Annotated in this window: 13 protein-coding genes; 12 read left to right on the top strand and 1 reads right to left on the bottom strand. The window is 73.3% G+C overall.

What is annotated here, in order from left to right; translation table 11 throughout:
• Positions 1–13 precede the first annotated feature (13 nt).
• Positions 14–685, top strand: coding sequence for a response regulator transcription factor (locus ACFYQQ_RS02615; RefSeq protein ID WP_355782849.1), 672 nt, complete (start codon positions 14–16; stop codon positions 683–685).
• Positions 686–700: 15 nt separating this feature from the next.
• Here the strand turns inward: ACFYQQ_RS02615 and ACFYQQ_RS02610 are convergent, their stop codons facing one another.
• Complete coding sequence (locus tag ACFYQQ_RS02610) at positions 701–1,711, bottom strand: Gfo/Idh/MocA family oxidoreductase (RefSeq protein ID WP_355782846.1); 1,011 nt, start codon at positions 1,709–1,711, stop codon at positions 701–703.
• Positions 1,712–1,839: 128 nt separating this feature from the next.
• On the opposite strand from ACFYQQ_RS02610, the gene ACFYQQ_RS02605 reads away from it, so the two are divergent.
• From ACFYQQ_RS02605 to pcaC, 11 genes are all read left to right on the top strand, one after another.
• Positions 1,840–2,577, top strand: a complete 738-nt coding sequence (locus ACFYQQ_RS02605; RefSeq protein ID WP_355782853.1) for a GntR family transcriptional regulator — start codon at positions 1,840–1,842, stop codon at positions 2,575–2,577.
• A gap of 151 nt (positions 2,578–2,728) precedes the next feature.
• A complete protein-coding gene (locus ACFYQQ_RS02600; protein WP_355782844.1) occupies positions 2,729–3,721 on the top strand; it encodes a sugar ABC transporter substrate-binding protein in 993 nt (330 codons plus the stop codon).
• A 68-nt stretch (positions 3,722–3,789) separates the two neighbouring features.
• Positions 3,790–4,794 carry a sugar ABC transporter substrate-binding protein gene (locus ACFYQQ_RS02595; RefSeq protein ID WP_355782841.1) on the top strand — a complete coding sequence of 335 codons (1,005 nt, stop codon included), beginning with the start codon at positions 3,790–3,792 and terminating at the stop codon, positions 4,792–4,794.
• Positions 4,791–5,846: an ABC transporter permease gene (locus ACFYQQ_RS02590; protein ID WP_355782839.1), complete on the top strand. Its 1,056-nt coding sequence runs from the start codon at positions 4,791–4,793 to the stop codon at positions 5,844–5,846. Before ACFYQQ_RS02595 ends, ACFYQQ_RS02590 begins: the two co-directional genes overlap by 4 nt.
• Positions 5,843–6,694 (top strand): ATP-binding cassette domain-containing protein, encoded by an 852-nt coding sequence (locus ACFYQQ_RS02585; protein ID WP_355782836.1) that lies wholly within the window; start codon positions 5,843–5,845, stop codon positions 6,692–6,694. The genes ACFYQQ_RS02590 and ACFYQQ_RS02585 overlap by 4 nt, the downstream gene beginning before the upstream one ends.
• A 60-nt stretch (positions 6,695–6,754) precedes the next feature.
• Positions 6,755–7,936 (top strand): ROK family glucokinase, encoded by a 1,182-nt coding sequence (locus ACFYQQ_RS02580; protein ID WP_355782833.1) that lies wholly within the window; start codon positions 6,755–6,757, stop codon positions 7,934–7,936.
• Positions 7,933–8,514, top strand: coding sequence for a sugar kinase (locus ACFYQQ_RS02575; RefSeq protein ID WP_355782830.1), 582 nt, complete (start codon positions 7,933–7,935; stop codon positions 8,512–8,514). Before ACFYQQ_RS02580 ends, ACFYQQ_RS02575 begins: the two co-directional genes overlap by 4 nt.
• A gap of 409 nt (positions 8,515–8,923) precedes the next feature.
• On the top strand, positions 8,924–11,911 hold the full coding sequence (locus ACFYQQ_RS02570; protein ID WP_388903039.1) for an SNF2-related protein: 2,988 nt from the start codon (positions 8,924–8,926) through the stop codon (positions 11,909–11,911).
• Positions 11,908–14,529: an SWIM zinc finger family protein gene (locus tag ACFYQQ_RS02565; protein WP_388903036.1), complete on the top strand. Its 2,622-nt coding sequence runs from the start codon at positions 11,908–11,910 to the stop codon at positions 14,527–14,529. Before ACFYQQ_RS02570 ends, ACFYQQ_RS02565 begins: the two co-directional genes overlap by 4 nt.
• A 545-nt stretch (positions 14,530–15,074) precedes the next feature.
• Entirely contained in the window at positions 15,075–16,382 is a 1,308-nt protein-coding gene (locus ACFYQQ_RS02560) for a sulfite oxidase (RefSeq protein ID WP_388903033.1), read from the top strand.
• Positions 16,383–16,646: 264 nt separating this feature from the next.
• On the top strand, positions 16,647–17,942 hold the full coding sequence (gene pcaC, locus ACFYQQ_RS02555; protein WP_355790438.1) for a 4-carboxymuconolactone decarboxylase: 1,296 nt from the start codon (positions 16,647–16,649) through the stop codon (positions 17,940–17,942).
• Positions 17,943–17,968: the final 26 nt, after the last annotated feature.

Below are 17,968 nucleotides of genomic sequence, written 5' to 3'. Positions count from 1 at the left end.
CTACGGTAGGGCCATGACTGCGATCCGACTGCTTCTCGTCGACGACGACCCCCTGGTACGGGCCGGCCTGTCCTTCATGATGGGCGGCGCCGACGACATCGAGATCGTGGGCGAGGCCGCCGACGGCGCCGAGGTCGGCGCGCTCGTCGACCGCACCCGGCCCGACGTCGTCCTCATGGACATCCGGATGCCCACGGTGGACGGACTCGCCGCCACCGAGCGGCTCCGCGGCCGCCCGGACGCGCCCCAGGTGATCGTCCTGACCACCTTCCACGCCGACGACCAGGTGCTGCGGGCGCTGCGCGCGGGGGCCGCCGGGTTCGTCCTCAAGGACACCCCGCCCGCCGAGATCCTCCAGGCGGTGCGTCGCGTCGCGGCCGGCGACCCGGTGCTCTCGCCCGCCGTCACCCGGCAGTTGATGGAGCACGCCGCCGGGGCCCCGGCCGACACCCGCCGCTCGGCCGCCCGCCGGCGCATCGACACCCTCAACGACCGCGAGCGGGAGGTCGCGGTCGCCGTCGGCCGGGGCGGCTCCAACGCCTCGGTCGCCGCCGAGCTTTTCATGAGCGTCGCCACGGTCAAGACCCACGTCTCCCGCATCCTCGCCAAGCTCGGACTCAACAACCGCGTGCAGATAGCCCTGTTGACGTACGACGCGGGCCTCCTGGAGGAGGACACCCCCTGAGGCCCGGACAGACCCTCAGTTCCTGCCGCCCGGGATCTCCGCGAGGCGTACCGGGCGGTGTTCGAGGCGGGACAGCTCGCAGGCCTCCGCGATGCGCAGCGCGTGCAGGGCCTCCCGGCCGTCGCACGGGTTGGTGCGCTCGCCGCGCACCAGCTCGACGAAGGCGGTGAGTTCGGCCTCGTACGCGGGTCCGAAGCGCTCCAGGAAACCGGTCCACGGCTTGTCCGCGGCCGGTGGCCCGGCCGGTTCGGTGGAGGCGATCGGCGTACGGTCGTCGAGTCCGACACCGATCTGGTCCAGTTCGCCGGCCAGCTCCATGCGCACGTCGTAGCCGGCGCCGTTCATCCGGGTCGCCGTCGCGGTGGCGAGCGTGCCGTCGTCGAGGGTGAGGACGGCCGCGGCCGTGTCGATGTCGTGCGCCTCGCGGAACATCGCCGGCCCCGCGTCGGACCCCATCGCGTACACCTCGGTCACCTCGCGGCCGGTCACCCACCGCACCATGTCGAAGTCGTGCACCAGGCAGTCGCGGTACAGCCCGCCGGAGAGCGGGAGGTACGCGGCCGGGGGCGGCGACTGGTCCGACGTCATCGCCCGGATCGTGTGCAGCCGCCCGAGCCGGCCGGCGCGCACCGCCTCGCGCGCCGCCGCGTAGCCCGCGTCGAAGCGGCGCTGGAAGCCGAGCTGGAGCACCGTCCCGGCCGCGTCGACCTCGGCGAGCGCGGCCAGCGTGCCCGGCAGGTCGAGGGCGATGGGCTTCTCGCAGAACACCGGTAGACCGGAGCGTGCAGCCCGGCCGATCAGCTCGGCGTGGGCCGCGGTCGCCGCGGTGATGACCACGGCGTCCACGCCCCAGGTGAAGATCTCGTCCGTGCCGGGGGCCACCGTGGCACCGAGCCGGTCGGCGAGTGCGTGCGCCCGCGCGCTGTCCGCGTCCGTGACGATGAGGGAGCCGACCTCGCGATGGCGGGTGAGAGCGGTCGCGTGAAATGTACCGATACGACCCGTTCCGATAAGTCCGATGCGCATGGGAACAAACTGAGGGCGCACCCCGCACCCTGTCAATGGTTTGTCCTGACAATCGAACTTCAGAACTTCCCGTCATCATTCCCCGCGGCTACGCTCGGGCCGTGCCGAAACCAGATGTGGACCCGACCGTGTCGCTCCAGCTCAGCGTCGACCGCAGCAGTCCGGTCCCGCTGTACTTCCAGCTGTCGCAGCAACTGGAGGCCGCGATCGAGCACGGAACCCTGACCCCGGGCAGCCTGCTCGGCAACGAGATCGAACTCGCCGGACGGCTCGGCCTGTCCCGGCCCACCGTCCGCCAGGCCATCCAGTCCCTCGTCGACAAGGGCCTGCTCGTACGGCGCCGAGGTGTCGGCACCCAGGTCGTGCACAGCCAGGTCAAGCGCCCACTGGAACTCAGCAGCCTGTACGACGACCTGGAGGCGGCGGGGCAGCGCCCGGCGACCCGGGTCCTGCACAACGTCCTCGAACCCGCGTCCGCCGAGGTCGCCGCCGCGCTCGGGGTCGCCGAGGACAGCGAGGTGCACCGCGTCGAACGGCTGCGCCTCGCGCACGGGGAGCCGATGGCGTACCTCTGCAACCACCTGCCCCCCGGCCTGCTCCAGCTGGACAGCGACCGCCTGGAGGCCACCGGCCTCTACCGGCTGATGCGCGCCGCCGGCATCACCCTGCACAGCGCCCGCCAGTCCGTCGGCGCCCGCGCCGCCACCGCCGAGGAGGGCGAACGGCTCGGCGAGCCCGCGGGCGCGCCCCTGCTCACCATGCAGCGCACCACGTTCGACGACACCGGCCGCGCCGTCGAGTTCGGCTCGCACACCTACCGCGCCTCGCGCTACTCCTTCGAGTTCCAGCTCCTCGTACGGCCCTGAGCGCCGTCGTGGGCGTCGCCGCGGAGGGCTCCGGGAGTCCGTCAATCTCAATCGTAAGAATGTTCTGACAAACCCATTGACGGGTGCGCGGGGCCGAGGCTAGAACTCCCCTCAGCCGCAACGGGGCGGCGCGAGAGAGGGTGGTCCCAGGATGCGTACAGCCCGAACAGCAGCAGCGGTTTTGGCCGTGATCGCGCTCGCCGCCGGGTGCAGCGGCTCCGGCGGCAAGGACTCCGAGGACGACTCGGGCGGCGGCGCGAGCGGCGGCAAGTCCGTCGACACCCCCCGGCTGAAGATCGCCATGGTGACCCACGCGGGCGCCGGCGACACCTTCTGGGACATCGTCCAGAGCGGCGCCAAGCAGGCGGCGGCCAAGGACAACGTGCAGTTCCTGTACTCCAACGACAAGGAGGCCAAGGGACAGGCCGAGCTGGTCCAGTCCGCCATCGACAAGAAGGTCGACGGCATCGTCGTCTCCCTCGCCAAGCCCGAGGCCATGAAGGACGTCCTCGCCAGGGCCCGCACCGCCGGCATCCCGGTCGTCACCATCAACTCCGGCTCCGAGTTCTCCAAGGACTTCGGCGCCCTCTCGCACATCGGCCAGGACGAGTCCGTGGCCGGCGAGGCGGTCGGCGAGGAGCTGAGCGGACGCAACCTGAAGAAGACGCTGTGCGTCATCCACGAGCAGGGCAACGTCTCCCTGGAGCAGCGCTGCGCGGGCGTCAAGAAGACCTTCGGCGGCTCGGTGGAGAACATCAACGTCGAGGGCACCGACGCCCCCTCCGCCCAGTCCGCGATCGAGGCGAAGCTCCAGGCGTCCAAGGACATCGACGCCGTCGTCACGCTCGGCGCCCCGATCGCGGCCCTCGCCGTCAAGGCCAAGGAGGACGCGGGCAGCAAGGCGGAGATCGACACCTTCGACCTGAACGCGGAGGTCGTCAAGCGGCTCAAGGCCAAGGAGGTCGGCTTCGCCGTCGACCAGCAGCCCTACCTCCAGGGCTACCTCGCCGTCGACGAGCTGTGGCTCAACGCCTACAACGCCAACACCCTCGGCGGCGGCAAGCCCGTCCTCACCGGCCCGCAGATCATCACCGAGAAGGACGTGCCCGCACTCGAGAAGTACACCGCGCGCGGTACCCGATGAACACGTGCACGCTCCCCGTGTTCGATACTTGGGCGGACCAAGTAGCAGAGCAAGAAGGGCACGGCCTCGTGGCACGGACTCGGACATGGGTATCCATCGCGTTGGCAGGGGCGCTCGGCGTGTCCCTCGCGGGCTGCAGCAGCACCGGCGGCAAGCGCGCCGAGGACGCCCGCAAGGCCGCGTCCGCCCAGGGGAAGGCGGCGGTGAACACCCCCCGCTGGACCTTCGCCATGATCACTCACTCGGGTGACGGCGACACCTTCTGGGACATCGTCCAGAGCGGCGCCGAGCAGGCCGCCGTCAAGGACAACATCAAGTTCCTGTACTCGCACAACGCCGAGGCCCAGCAGCAGGCGCAGCTCGTGGACGCGGCCGTCGACAAGAAGGTCGACGGCATCATCGTCTCGCTCGCGAAGCCGGACGCCATGAAGGCGGCCGTCGCCCGCGCCGAGAAGGCCGGCATCCCGGTGATCACCGTGAACTCCGGCTCCGAGCAGTCCAAGGCCTTCGGCGCGCTCACCCACGTCGGCCAGGACGAGACCATCGCCGGCGAGGCCGTCGGCGACGAGCTCGACAAGCGCCACCGCAAGAAGGCCCTGTGCATCCTGCACGAGCAGGGCAACGTGGGACACGAGCAGCGCTGCGACGGCGTCAAGAAGACCTTCGGCGGCGACGTGCAGAACCTGTACGTCCAGGGCACCGACATGTCCGCCGTGCAGTCCTCCATCGGCGCCAAGCTCCAGGCCGACAAGTCCATCGACACGATCGTCACCCTGGGCGCCCCCTACGCGGACACCGCGGTCAAGGCCAAGAAGGACGCGGGCAGCGAGGCCGAGGTCGACACCTTCGACCTGAACGCCAAGGTGGCCGCGGAGCTCAAGGACGGCACGCTCGGCTTCGCCGTCGACCAGCAGCCCTGGCTCCAGGGCTACCAGGCAGTGGACCTGCTGTGGCTGTACAAGTACAACGCCGACGTCCTCGGTGGCGGCAAGCCGGTCCTCACCGGCCCGCAGATCATCACCAAGGACCAGGCCGGCGCGCTCGAGGAGTACACGAAGCGGGGGACGCGATGACCGCGACAGCACCGGCACCGGCGCCGGAGACCCAGGCCGACGAACGGCTGATGAAGACCTCGCCGCTGCGCAGGCTCCTCGGCCGTCCCGAGCTCGGCTCGGTGGTCGGCGCGATCGCCGTGTTCCTGTTCTTCTCCGTCGTCGCGGACAGCTTCCTCCAGGCGTCCAGCCTCAGCACGGTCCTCTACGCGGCCTCGACCATCGGGATCATGGCGGTGCCCGTCGCGCTGCTGATGATCGGCGGCGAGTTCGACCTGTCGGCGGGCGTCATGGTGACGTCGTCCGCGCTGGTCTCGTCGATGTTCAGCTACCAGATGACCGCGAACGTGTGGGTCGGTGTCCTCGTCTCCCTCGTCGTGACGCTCGCCATCGGCGCCTTCAACGGCTTCATGCTGACCCGCACCAAGCTCCCGAGCTTCATCATCACGCTCGGCACCTTCCTGATGCTGACCGGCATGAACCTCGGTTTCACCAAGTTCATCAGCGGCACGGTCTCCACCAAGTCGATCTCCGACATGGAGGGCTTCGACTCCGCCAAGGACGTCTTCGCCTCCGTCCTCACCGTCGGCGGCGTCGACTTCAAGATCACCATCCTGTGGTGGTTCGCCCTCGTCGCCGTCGCGTCCTGGATCCTGCTGCGGACCCGCGTCGGCAACTGGATCTTCGCGGTCGGCGGCGCCAAGGACGCGGCCCGCGCGGTCGGCGTCCCGGTCGACCGGACCAAGATCGGCCTCTACATGGGCGTCGCCTTCGCCGCCTGGATCTCCGGCCAGCACCTGCTGTTCTCGTTCGACGTCGTACAGTCCGGCGAGGGCGTCGGCAAGGAACTGATCTACATCATCGCGGCCGTCATCGGCGGCTGCCTGATCACCGGCGGCTACGGCTCGGCGGTGGGCTCGGCGGTCGGCGCGTTCATCTTCGGCATGACCGACAAGGGCATCGTGTTCGCCGAGTGGAACCCCGACTGGTTCAAGTTCTTCCTCGGAGCGATGCTGCTCCTCGCGACCCTGCTCAACGCCTGGGTCCGCAAGCGCGCGGAGGCCACGAAGTGACGGACAAGACGGCAGTCGAGGAACGTACGCCGCTGGTGGAGCTGGCCGACGTCAGCAAGTACTACGGCAACGTCCGCGCCCTGGAAGGCGTGTCCCTGGAGGTCCACGCGGGCGAGATCTCCTGCGTGCTCGGCGACAACGGCGCGGGCAAGTCGACCCTGATCAAGATCATCGCGGGGCTGCACCAGCACGACTCCGGCGTCTTCCGCATCGAGGGCGCGGACACCCGGCTGTCCTCCCCGCGCGAGGCCCTCGACCTCGGCATCGCCACGGTCTACCAGGACCTCGCCGTCGTCCCGCTGATGCCGGTCTGGCGGAACTTCTTCCTCGGCTCCGAGCCGACGAAGGGCGCCGGACCCTTCAAGCGCCTGGACGTCGACTTCATGCGCAGGACCACCCACGCGGAACTCCTGCGCATGGGCATCGACCTGCGCGACGTCGACCAGCCCATCGGCACCCTGTCGGGCGGCGAGCGCCAGTGCGTGGCGATCGCCCGCGCCGTCTACTTCGGCGCCAAGGTCCTCGTCCTGGACGAGCCCACCGCCGCCCTCGGCGTGAAGCAGTCCGGTGTGGTCCTCAAATATGTGGCTGCCGCACGGGATGCCGGACTGGGTGTTGTGTTGATCACCCACAATCCCCATCACGCGTACCTCGTGGGCGACCGCTTCGTGCTCCTCAAGCGCGGCGCCATGTTCGGCAGCAACACCCGGGACGAGATCACCCTCGACGAGCTCACCCGTCAGATGGCGGGCGGCAGCGAGCTGGACGATCTCCGCCACGAGCTGGAGCGCGCTCCGGTCCCGACCCACCTCGGCGGGCACTCCAGGAGCGACGTCCCCGGGGAGTGACGGACCCTTGTCAGGGCGCCGCCATGCGGGGCCGCGGAGGTGTGAGGCAGAATCGGCGCGATGAGCACCTACCGCGACCTCGCCCTGCCCCGGGCTCTCGGCTCGGCTCGAGCAGGGAGCGCCCCCATCGGTTCCCGCCGGGCCACCGTCCTGACCGTGGGCACGCGTGAGCGCCGATCCCACCTGACGGCGCCCCGCGTCCCCACCGTGGGCATCGACATCGGCGGTACGAAGGTGATGGCGGGCGTCGTCGACGCCGACGGCAACATCCTGGAGAAGGTCCGCGCCGAGACGCCGGACAAGTCCAAGAGCCCCAAGGTCGTCGAGGACACCATCGTCGAGCTGGTGCTGGACCTCTCCGACCGGCACGACGTGCACGCCGTGGGCATCGGCGCGGCCGGCTGGGTCGACGCGGACCGCAACCGCATCCTGTTCGCGCCCCACCTGTCCTGGCGCAACGAGCCTCTGCGGGACCGCATCGCCGGGCGCCTCGCCGTCCCCGTCCTGGTCGACAACGACGCCAACACCGCCGCCTGGGCGGAGTGGCGCTTCGGCGCGGGCCGCGGCGAGGACCACCTCGTCATGATCACGCTTGGCACCGGCATCGGCGGCGCGATCCTGGAGGACGGCCAGGTCAAGCGCGGCAAGTTCGGCGTCGCCGGCGAGTTCGGCCACATGCAGGTCGTGCCCGGTGGGCACCGCTGCCCCTGCGGCAACCGCGGCTGCTGGGAGCAGTACAGCTCGGGCAACGCGCTGGTCCGCGAGGCCCGCGAACTCGCCGCCGCTGACTCCCCGGTGGCGTACGGGATCGTGGAGCGCGTCAAGGGCAACATCCCCGACATCACGGGACCGCTCATCACCGAACTCGCCCGCGAGGGCGACGCCATGTGCATCGAGCTCCTCCAGGACATCGGCCAGTGGCTCGGCGTCGGCATCGCCAACCTGGCCGCAGCTCTGGACCCGTCCTGCTTCGTCATCGGCGGCGGTGTCTCGGCCGCCGACGACCTGCTGATCGGCCCCGCGCGCGACGCGTTCCGGCGGCACCTCACGGGCCGCGGCTACCGCCCCGAGGCCCGGATCGCCCGTGCCCAGCTCGGCCCCGAGGCCGGCATGGTCGGCGCCGCCGACCTCGCCCGGCTGGTCGCCCGCCGCTTCCGCCGTGCCAAGCGCCGCCGCGTGGAGCGCTACGAGCGCTACGAGCGCTTCGCGGAGTCCCGCCGCACCACCACGGACTCGATGTGACCGCCTCGCTGCCGCGCCAGGCCACCCCGCCGGACGAGCCGCCGAGGCCCCCCGAGGACCGGCGCCACGTGATCCGCAGGCGCGCCCTGACCCTGCTGATCATCGTGCTCCTGATCGGCGTGCCCGCCGGCTACCTGGTGATCTCGGCCGACCAGAGCCGCAACAGCGGCAAGGACAAGGAGGCCAAGTACTCCGCGACCGGCCTCACCGAGGGCTGGCCCTCCCGCGTCCAGCGCCGCCTGTACAAGGTGCCCGTCCCCGGCGACTCCACCGACGTCGCGTACTACGAGACGAACAACTGGAAGACCAGCCGGCTGTACGTCCAGTTCCGCACCAGCGACGCGGAGCTGACCGAGTTCTTCCAGAACATCGGGACCAGCCGCAGCGAGCTGGAACTGGACGACATCACCATCAGCGCGCGCGACCGGCGCGTCACCGGCTGGGAGTTCACGGGCCCCGGCCCCTGGTCGGGACTCGTCCACAAGACGAAGAACCCGGCGCCCAACCACGACGTCGTCGTGAACCGCTCCGACCCCGAGCACCCCATGGTGTACGTCGTCTCCCGCACGACGCCCTGACGGGCGGACGGAGCGGGGACGCGGCGGGGGAGTGGGCCTCGCCAGTGCCGCGGGGCCGACGGCGGGTTCCGTCGCGGCGACCATGGCGACGGCCGGCGCCCCGGGCGCCGGTGCGCGCCCGCGCCGGCGCTCCGGGGTCGGGCGTCGCCCGTCCACCTCGGTTCTGCCGGGTCCGTGGATGCTCGTCGGGGACCGGTTCTGCGGGCCCCTGAGTGCCGGGCGGTACTGGCTCCGCGGGGTCCGTGGATGCACGGCAGTGCCGGCTCCGCGGGGTTCGTGAGTGGCCGTCGGCCCCGGTTCGCCGGGGCGCGTGGACGGCCGTCGGTGCTGGTGGCGCGGTCGATTGTCAGACCTCGCCCGTAGAGTCGAAGACAGCTGAATCGACACGGGGCGGGAGGTGACCGGGCGTATGAGTGGTGCGGTGCTGTCGGCGACCGCCGGGACCGGCCCGGGCTCCCTGGGAGACGCCTCCGCGGGCTCCCCGGCCGGGAGCGGCCCCGCCGTGTCCGTGCGGCTCGCCGCCGTCTTCCTGCCCGCGCCCCTGCCGCGCGACGGCCGGATCGCCTTCTGGGACCCCGACGCGGAGGACACCGCGCGTACGCAGGCCGGGCGCGAGCCCGAAGACGCCGGGGGACCGGCCCCCGGAAGAGGGAGCGGGACGGCAGGACCGGACGACCGGCACGCGCGGGATGCCGCTTCGGACGCGCCCCCCGTCGGACGGACCGAGCTGACGGTCGTACGGCGCCACGGCTCCGGAGTGCGGCGGGCGACCGTGCCCGCGCTGACGCTGGGGATCGCCGAGGCCCTCCCGCTGCTCACCGACGCCCGGCGCCACCCGGGCGCCCACCCCGCCACCGCCTGCTGGGGCGCCGCCGCACTGCACGCGCTGCGGCTCGTCGCGCGCGGGCGGCTGCTGCCGGGCCTGACGGCCGACGCCCACGACGCCTGGCGGGCCGGACCGCTGGACCCGGACGACATCGCCCACCTGAGGGCCATCGCCGCGGCCCTGCCCCCGGAGGGCCACGCGGTGCCCCTCCCCGGCAAGGGCCCGCTCCGGCTGCCCGAGCCGGAGGCGCTGATGCGCTCGTTCCTGGACGCGGTCGCCGACACCCTGCCGCGCACCCCCGCCGCGCCGTACGCCTCCGGCCGGCCCTTCGCCGCCCGCGGCCCGCAGCGCATGCCGGGCGCCCACGACTGGGCGGCCGAGGTCGCCGCGGGCATGGACGCGGGCGTCCGGATCTCCCTGCGCCTGGACCTGTCGGCGTACCAGCTGTTCGACGACAGCGAGGACGCGCACCGTGCGGGCGCGGCCGTCGTCCAGGTGCACAGCCTCGCCGACCCGACGCTCGTCGTGGACGCGGCCGAACTGTGGGCCGGCACGGCCGACGCGACGTTCGGGCCACGCGCGCGGGTGGACGCCGCCCTCGCCGTCCGCCGCGCGGCCCGCGTCTGGCCGCCCCTGGACCGCCTGTCGGAGCAGGACACGCCCGATGTCCTCGCCCTGTCCGAGCAGGAGCTGTCCGATCTCCTCGGCGTGGCGGCGACCCGGCTGGGCGCGGCGGGTGTCGCCGTCCACTGGCCCCGGGACCTGGCCCAGGACCTCACCGCGGCCGCCGTGGTCCGCCCGGCGCCCGGCTCCGCGACCGATGGCACGGGCTTCTTCGAGAGCGAGGACCTCCTCCAGTTCCGCTGGCAGCTGGCGCTCGGCGGCGACCCGCTCAGCGAGGCCGAGATGGACGTCCTGGCCGAGGCCCACCGTCCGGTGGTGCGGCTGCGTGACCAGTGGGTGCTCGTGGACCCGGCGCTCGTCCGCAAGGCGCGCAAGCGGGAGCTGGGCCTGCTCGACCCGGTCGACGCCCTCTCCGTCGCCCTCAGCGGCAGCGCGGAGGTCGACGGCGAGACGGTGGAAGCGGTGCCCGTCGGCGCGCTCGCCGCCCTGCGCGACCGGCTCACGGCGGGTGTGGCGCCCGTGCCGCCGCCGCCCGGACTCGCGGCCACCCTCCGCGATTACCAGCTCCGGGGCCTGGGCTGGCTGGACACCATGACGTCCCTCGGACTCGGCGGCTGCCTCGCCGACGACATGGGCCTCGGCAAGACGATCACCCTGATCGCGCTGCACCTGCGACGTGACCGCGCCGAGCCGACCCTCGTCGTCTGCCCCGCCTCCCTGCTGGGCAACTGGCAGCGGGAGATCACCCGCTTCGCCCCCGGCGTCCCCGTGCGCCGCTTCCACGGACCCGACCGCACCCTGGACGGCCTCGGCGGGGGCTTCGTCCTCACGACCTACGGCACCATGCGCTCGGCCGCGACCAGGCTCGCCCAGCAGCAGTGGGGCATGGTCGTCGCGGACGAGGCCCAGCACGTCAAGAACCCGTACTCGGCGACCGCCAAGGCCTTGCGCACCATCCCGTCCCCCGCGCGCGTGGCGCTGACGGGCACCCCCGTGGAGAACAACCTCTCGGAGCTGTGGGCGCTCCTCGACTGGACCACCCCCGGACTCCTGGGCCCCCTCAAGTCGTTCCGCGCCCGCCACGCCCGCGCGGTGGAGAACGGCGAGGACGACGAGGCCGTGGCCCGGCTGGCCCGACTCGTCCGGCCCTTCCTGCTGCGCCGCAAGAAGTCCGACCCCGGCATCGTCCCCGAGCTGCCGCCCAAGACGGAGACCGACCACCCCGTCCCGCTCACCAGGGAACAGGCCTCGCTCTACGAAGCCGTGGTGCGGGAGTCGATGTTCGCGATCGAGGCCGCCCAGGGCATCGCCCGACGGGGCATGGTCCTCAAGCTCCTCACCTCCCTCAAGCAGATCTGCGACCACCCGGCGCTGTTCCTGAAGGAGGGCGCGGCAGCGGCCGCCCAGGGTCTGGCCGCCCGGTCCGGCAAGCTGGCGCTGCTGGACGAACTGCTGGACACGCTGCTCGCGGAGGACGGTTCCGCGCTGGTCTTCACCCAGTACGTGGGGATGGCCCGGCTCATCTCCTCCCACCTGGCCACCCGCGCGATCCCCGCCGAGTTGCTGCACGGAGGCACACCGGTCGTGGAGCGCGAGCGGATGGTCGACCGCTTCCAGAGCGGTGCCACGCCGGTCCTCGTGCTCTCCCTCAAGGCGGCGGGCACAGGGCTGAACCTGACCCGCGCCGGCCACGTCGTCCACTTCGACCGCTGGTGGAACCCGGCCGTCGAGGAGCAGGCCACCGACCGCGCGTACCGCATCGGCCAGACCCAGCCCGTCCAGGTCCACCGCCTGATCACGGAGGGCACGGTCGAGGACCGCATCGCGGAGATGCTGGAGGCCAAGCGCGCCCTCGCCGACGCCATCCTGGGCTCGGGCGAGGCCTCCCTCACCGAACTGACCGACCGGGAACTGTCCGACCTGGTCTCCCTGCGGAGGCCCGCATGAACGCCGCGACGGACGAGCCTGGCGAGGACCGCCTCACGGAGACGCGTACGGCGGAGGACGCCGGGGGGACCGGCACGGTGAGGGACGCCGACGGGGGAGCCGCGGGGGAGAGCTCCGCGGACGCCGGTCGGACCCCGGTGACCGGGACCTCCGGCGAGTCCTCCCCTGGGGCAGGGGCAGGGGCGGGGGCAGCAGGGGCCGAGGACCAGCCGCCGGTCGACCGCGACCGGGAGGACGAGTCCGCGGAGCCCGAGGGCGTCCGGCCCGCCGACGCGGCCCGACGGGCACTGCGCGCCGCTCGGGAGCGTGACATCCGCGCGTCCGAGGCGTTCGGCGACCGCCCGGACGCGCACCCGGCGCGGACGACTCGGACTCCGGCGCCCGTCGAGGCGGTGCCACCCCGCACCCGCCCGGGCGACGCGGCCCGCGAGGCTTTGCGCCGTGCGGCCACCGGCAATACGGCGGCCCCCGTCGCCCCTGAGGCGGCGGTGACCGGAGAGGACGGGCCCACCCCGGAGCCCGCGAGCGAGCCGGGAAGCCCTGCGGGTCGAGAGACGACACCTCACGAGGCGCCGCCCGGTACCAATGAGGCCGACGAGGCCGACGAGGCCGTCGGTACCGCGCGTCCCGCCGACACCGGCGAGACAGCCGGTACCGCGCGTCCCGCCGACATCGCCCGGGAGGCCCTGCGTGCCGCCCGCGGAGCGCAGGACCGCGAGCGGAAGGCCGCCTCGCGCCGGGACATCGAGCGCGGGCGCCGAGCCGCCGGCGGAGCACCCCCCGGCGACCGGGAGCGCCGGCCGACCCGACACCCCTCGCAGGGGAACCGCGCCCAGGACCTCAGGGACCTTCTGGCGGGAGCCTTCAAATTCCCCACGGACGAGCCCGAGTTGGAGGAGGGGAGCGGTATCGGGGAGCGGCGCGTCCCTGCCGAGGAACAGTCCTCGGGCCGGGCGCACGCCTCCACGGAGACCGCGGAAGCCGTACCGACAGCGGGCGACGAGACGCGCAGCACATCCGCGCAAGCGGACGAGGACGCGGACGCGGACGCCGGCACGGACACCTACGCGAACGCGAACGCGGACACGTACACGGACGCGGAGACGCATGCCGACGTGGAGACGCACGCCGACGCCGGGACACACGCCGACGCGGCGGACGCGGGATGGCGTTCCGGCTGGGCGTCCACCCCGCACCCGCGGCAGGCGACGGCCTCCGTCGGCGACATCCGCGCCGCACGACGCGGTGACGGCGACGGCGACGGCGACAATGCCGAGCCGGCGCCCGCCCGCCCGGCACGGCGGGAGAGCGAAGCACAGGGCACGCACGCGGGCGGACCGGGCCGGCGCTCCATGGCATCGCCGGGCCGGGACGGGGAGCTGCGCAGGACGTTTCCGGCGTTCCCGGCGCGGTCGGCGCCCGCCTCCGACGCGTTCGCGGAGACGTGGTGGGGGAACGCGTGGGTGACGGCGCTGGAGGAGGGGGCGCTCGACCCGGCACGGCTCGCCCGGGGGCGCGGATACGCCGGACGGGGCCACGTGGACGCCATCACGGTCACCCCGGGAGTCGTCCTCGCGTACGTGCACGGCACGCGGGCGCGCCCGTACCGCGTGCAGGTACGGCTGCGGACGCTCACCGACGCCGACTGGGAGCGCTTCCTCGACATCGCGGCCGAGCGGCCCGGGGACATCGCCGCGCTGCTCGACAAGGAGATGCCCCAGTCCCTCGCCGACTGCGGTGTGGCCCTGCTCCCCGGCCCCGCGGACCTGCAACCGCGGTGCAGCTGCCCCGACTCCGGGCACCCCTGCAAGCACGCGGCGGCCCTCTGCTACCAGACCGCCCGGCTCCTGGACGAGGACCCCTTCGTGCTGCTCCTGCTGCGCGGTCGCGGGGAACGGGAACTGCTCGACGAGCTGTCCCGCCGGAACGCCGCGCGCGCGGCCCGCGCGGCCCAGGACCGCGAACCGGCCCCGCTGCCGGGCGTACGGGCCCGCGACGCCCTCGCGCCCCGCTCGCTGCCCGCGCTGCCGGCCCCGTTGCCCGCGCCGCCGCATCCCGAGCAGCCGCCGACGTACCCGGGCGCGCCGGGCGGCCCCGACCCGTTCGCGCTCGACCAGTTGGCCACCGACGCGGCCGCCCGCGCGCACGCGCTGCTCATCGCCGGACGTGATCCGGTCGGGGACCTGACGCTGTGGCAGGACGCGGTACGGCTCGCCGCCGCCCGTCCGGGTTCCGGACTCACGGCGGGCACCCGCGCCCTGTACTCGTCGCTGGCGACCGCCACCCGGCGCACCCCGGCCGAGCTGGCGCGTGCGGTGGCCGCCTGGCGCCAGGGCGGGATCGAGGGGCTCGCGGTCCTCGAAGAGCCCTGGGACCCGCCCGCGGGCCGATTCGACCGGGCCCGCCCGCTGCTCCTCGCCGCCGACCTCCCCGCCTTCCGGCCCTGGCGCAACCACCTCACGCACCCGCGCGGCCACGTCCAGCTCCGCCTCGGCCGGGACGGCCTCTGGTACGCGTACGAGTCCGAACCGGGCCACGACGACTGGTGGCCCCGCGGCACCCCCGACCTCGACCCGGTGGGCGCGCTCACCGGCCTGGGCACGCCCGACGACCTGTGAGCGCGGGGCGACAAGACGTTCACGCGTCCACCCCGGCCACCGCCAGGTGTCCCTCCCCTCCCCGTCGTCGGACTCCGCCGTTTCCACGCCGAGTTGAGGCCCGAACTCGTACGATGGCGCCCATGATTCTCGACAGCCACCGCCTCGCCCCGCGGTCCCGCGCGCTTCTGTCGCGCGGCTGTTGTTGATCCTCCTCACCGGCGCGACGCGCGTGACGAACCCCGAAGTGGCCCGGTAGCAGGGGCACTTCGGCGCAGGACAGGTGACCGGACTGCCGGACTCGCCCCTGAGCCCGTCCCCCCTCCGCCACCCCGCTCGCCCCTCGGCGGACCCGTCACGCGTCCTCGCGCACTCCGCGCTTCCGCCCGTGAGCAGCCCGGCGCGCCCGAAACCGGAATCGACCGAGACGGCCGACCCGGACCGTTCCCGCCGTACGGACCGCTCCCGGCGTAGGGGCCGTTCCCGCCGCGACCGTCCCGCGCCCCCGTCGTGTCCCGCCCCGTGGACAGTCACCACCGCACAACCGCCCCGAAAGGCAGGTCCCCATGTCCCCCTCCGAACTCGCCTACGACCGTCGCAGACTCCGCCAGTGGCTGGCGGGAGACGCCCGCGCCGACGGGGTCGCCCGGCGCGACATGCTGAGGCTGCTGGCGGCGGCCGGACTCACCGCCGCCGCCCCCGCCGCCCTGGCCTCACCGGCAGCCGCGGCGGGCGCGGCGCCCGCCGCCGTGGACGGGACGGCGGGGAGCACCCGCGTCGCGGCGAGCGCGCCGGGCATCGTGAAGCCGCTGCCGGAGGAGTGGTTCACCGTCCGCGGCACCAACGCGGAGACCAGGTTCGCGGCCCTCGCGGGCACCGGTCTGCACACCCCGGCCGAGCGCTTCTTCGTACGCAACCACACCTCCACCCCCGTTCTGGACGCGGACAGTTGGACGCTCACCGTGCGGGGGGACGGCCTCCACCGGGCCAAGCCCGCCGAGTTCACGCTGGACGACCTGAAGCGGCTGCCGGTGACGACCAGAACCGCGTTCGTGGAGTGCGCGGGCAACGGCCGCAGCTTCTTCACCTCCCAGCAGGGGCAGGCCGTCACCGGCACGGCGTGGACGCTCGGTGCCGTCGGCACGGCCGAGTGGCGCGGTGTCCGGCTCGCCGAGGTGCTGCGCCGTGCCGGGCTGAGCCACCGTGCCGTGGACGTCATGCCCGTCGGCCTCGACGCCGAGTACGTGACCGCCGACGGGACGAACCTCGGGCACGTGCGCAGGCCGCTGCCCGTGTCGAAGGCACTGGACGACGTCCTGCTCGCCTACGAGATGAACGGCGAGCCGCTGCCGCCGGACCACGGCCACCCGGTGCGCGTGCTCGTGCCGTCGTGGGTCGGTATCGCCTCCGTCAAGTGGGTCGGCGACATCGAGGTGTCCGCGCGGCCCCTCTACTCGCCCTGGAACACCGACTTCTACCGCCTCTTCGGTGACGCCCACCCCGCCGGGGGCAGCGCGCCGCTCACCCGGCAGACCCTCAAGAGCGCCTTCGAACTGCCGTGGGAGGCAAGCGTTCCCGCCGGTGTCGAGCGGCGGCTGACCGGACGTTCGTGGTCGGGAGCGGGTGCCGTCACCCGGGTCGAGGTCAGCACGGACGGCGGCGCCCGCTGGCGTCCGGCCCGGCTGCACGACACCCCGCGCCGCGCCTCGTGGGTCCGCTGGTCCACCGACTGGCGTCCGGCGGCACCGGGCCCGTACACGCTCCTGGCCCGAGCCACGGACACGACGGGCCGCACCCAGCCGGACACGACGGTCCCCAACACCCAGGGCTACCTCTTCGACGCCGTCGTCCGGCATCCGGTGACGGCGGTCTGAGGTCCACCTCGCGTCCCCTCCCGGCCCGGGAGGGGAGCGCGGGGTCCACGTCCAAGCCCCCCGGCACCGCTCCCGCACCCGACGCCGGGGCCTCGGGAACCCGGCTCGCCCCCACCGTTCCCGTCGCCTGCGACGACGCCATCCGCCACGGCTCCGCCAACCGCCGCCGTCACCACGGCAGTCGGCGAGGTTCTCACCTGATCCGGCCGGTGTCCTCACGGCCCCCGTCATGGGGGTGCCGCGGAATGTGAGACCGTGCAGGGCGTGAGTGAGACACCGATGAACACCCTGCAATACCGCTTTGACGGGCCGGAAGACGCCCCTGTCCTGATCTTGGGTCCCTCACTGGGTACGACCTGGCACATGTGGGACCGGCAGATCCCGGAGCTCGTGAAGCACTGGCGGGTCTTCCGGTACGACCTGCCGGGACACGGCGGAGCGCCGGCCTACCCTTCCGGTTCCGTCGGTGAGTCGGCGGCCAGGCTGCTCGCCACCCTGGACGCGCTGGGCGTGCAGAGGTTCGGGTACGCGGGATGCGCGTTCGGTGGTGCCGTCGGGGTCGAGCTGGCGCTGCGCCACCCCCAGCGGCTCGCCTCTCTCGCGGTCATCGCCGCCTCGCCCCGGTTCGGCACGGCCGACGAGTTCCGCCAGCGCGGGGTGATCGTGCGGACGAACGGGCTGGAGCCGATCGCGCGCACGGCCCCCGAGCGGTGGTTCACGGGCGGGTTCGCCGCGGCCCAGCCGGCGATCACCGAGTGGGCAGTCCAGATGGTGCGGACCACGGACCCCGGCTGCTACATCGCGGCCTGCGAGGCGCTCGCCGCGTTCGACGTACGGGCGGAGCTGGGCCGGATCGGGGTGCCGACCCTGGTCCTGGTCGGCTCCGAGGACCAGGTCACCGGGCCCGCCGAGGCGCGCACCCTGGTCGCCGGCATACCGGACGCCCGGCTCGCCGTCGTCCCCGGCGCCTCGCACCTGGTCCCCGTGGAGCAGCCGGCGGCGGTCACGGACCTGCTCGTACGCCATTTCTCCACCGCCTGGCAGAACACGTACGACCCGGGGACCGGCCAGACGGCCGTCCCGGCGGCCCCGGTCGCCCCGGTGCTGAGTCCGCCCACGCCGGTGGCGCCCGTCGCCGAGATCGCGTCCGCCGTGGCGCAGCCGCAGGCGCTCGGCCGTCCCGACCCGTACGACGCCGGGATCAAGGTCCGCCGCGAGGTGCTCGGGGACGCGCACGTGGACCGGGCGCTGGCCTCGGCGGACGCGTTCTCCGGGGACTTCCAGGAGTTCGTCACCCGGTACGCGTGGGGCGAGATCTGGGACCGCCCGGGGCTGGACCGGCGCTCGCGCAGCTGTGTCACCCTCACCGCGCTGGTCGCGGGCGGGCATCTCGACGAGCTGGCCTTCCACACGCGCGCGGCCCTGCGCAACGGCCTCACCCCGGACGAGATCAAGGAAGTGCTGCTTCAGGCGGCCGTGTACTGCGGTGTCCCGGCGGCCAACAGCGCCTTCAAGGTCGCGCAGGCGGTCATCCGGGAGGAGACCACCCCCGAGGAGTGACGCGTGCGGTCCCGTCCCCCCGTTGC

Origin of the sequence: Streptomyces sp. NPDC005496, assembly GCF_042872045.1 — a bacterium.
Lineage (GTDB): Bacteria > Actinomycetota > Actinomycetes > Streptomycetales > Streptomycetaceae > Streptomyces.
This window is presented reverse-complemented; position numbering and strand designations above follow the sequence as displayed.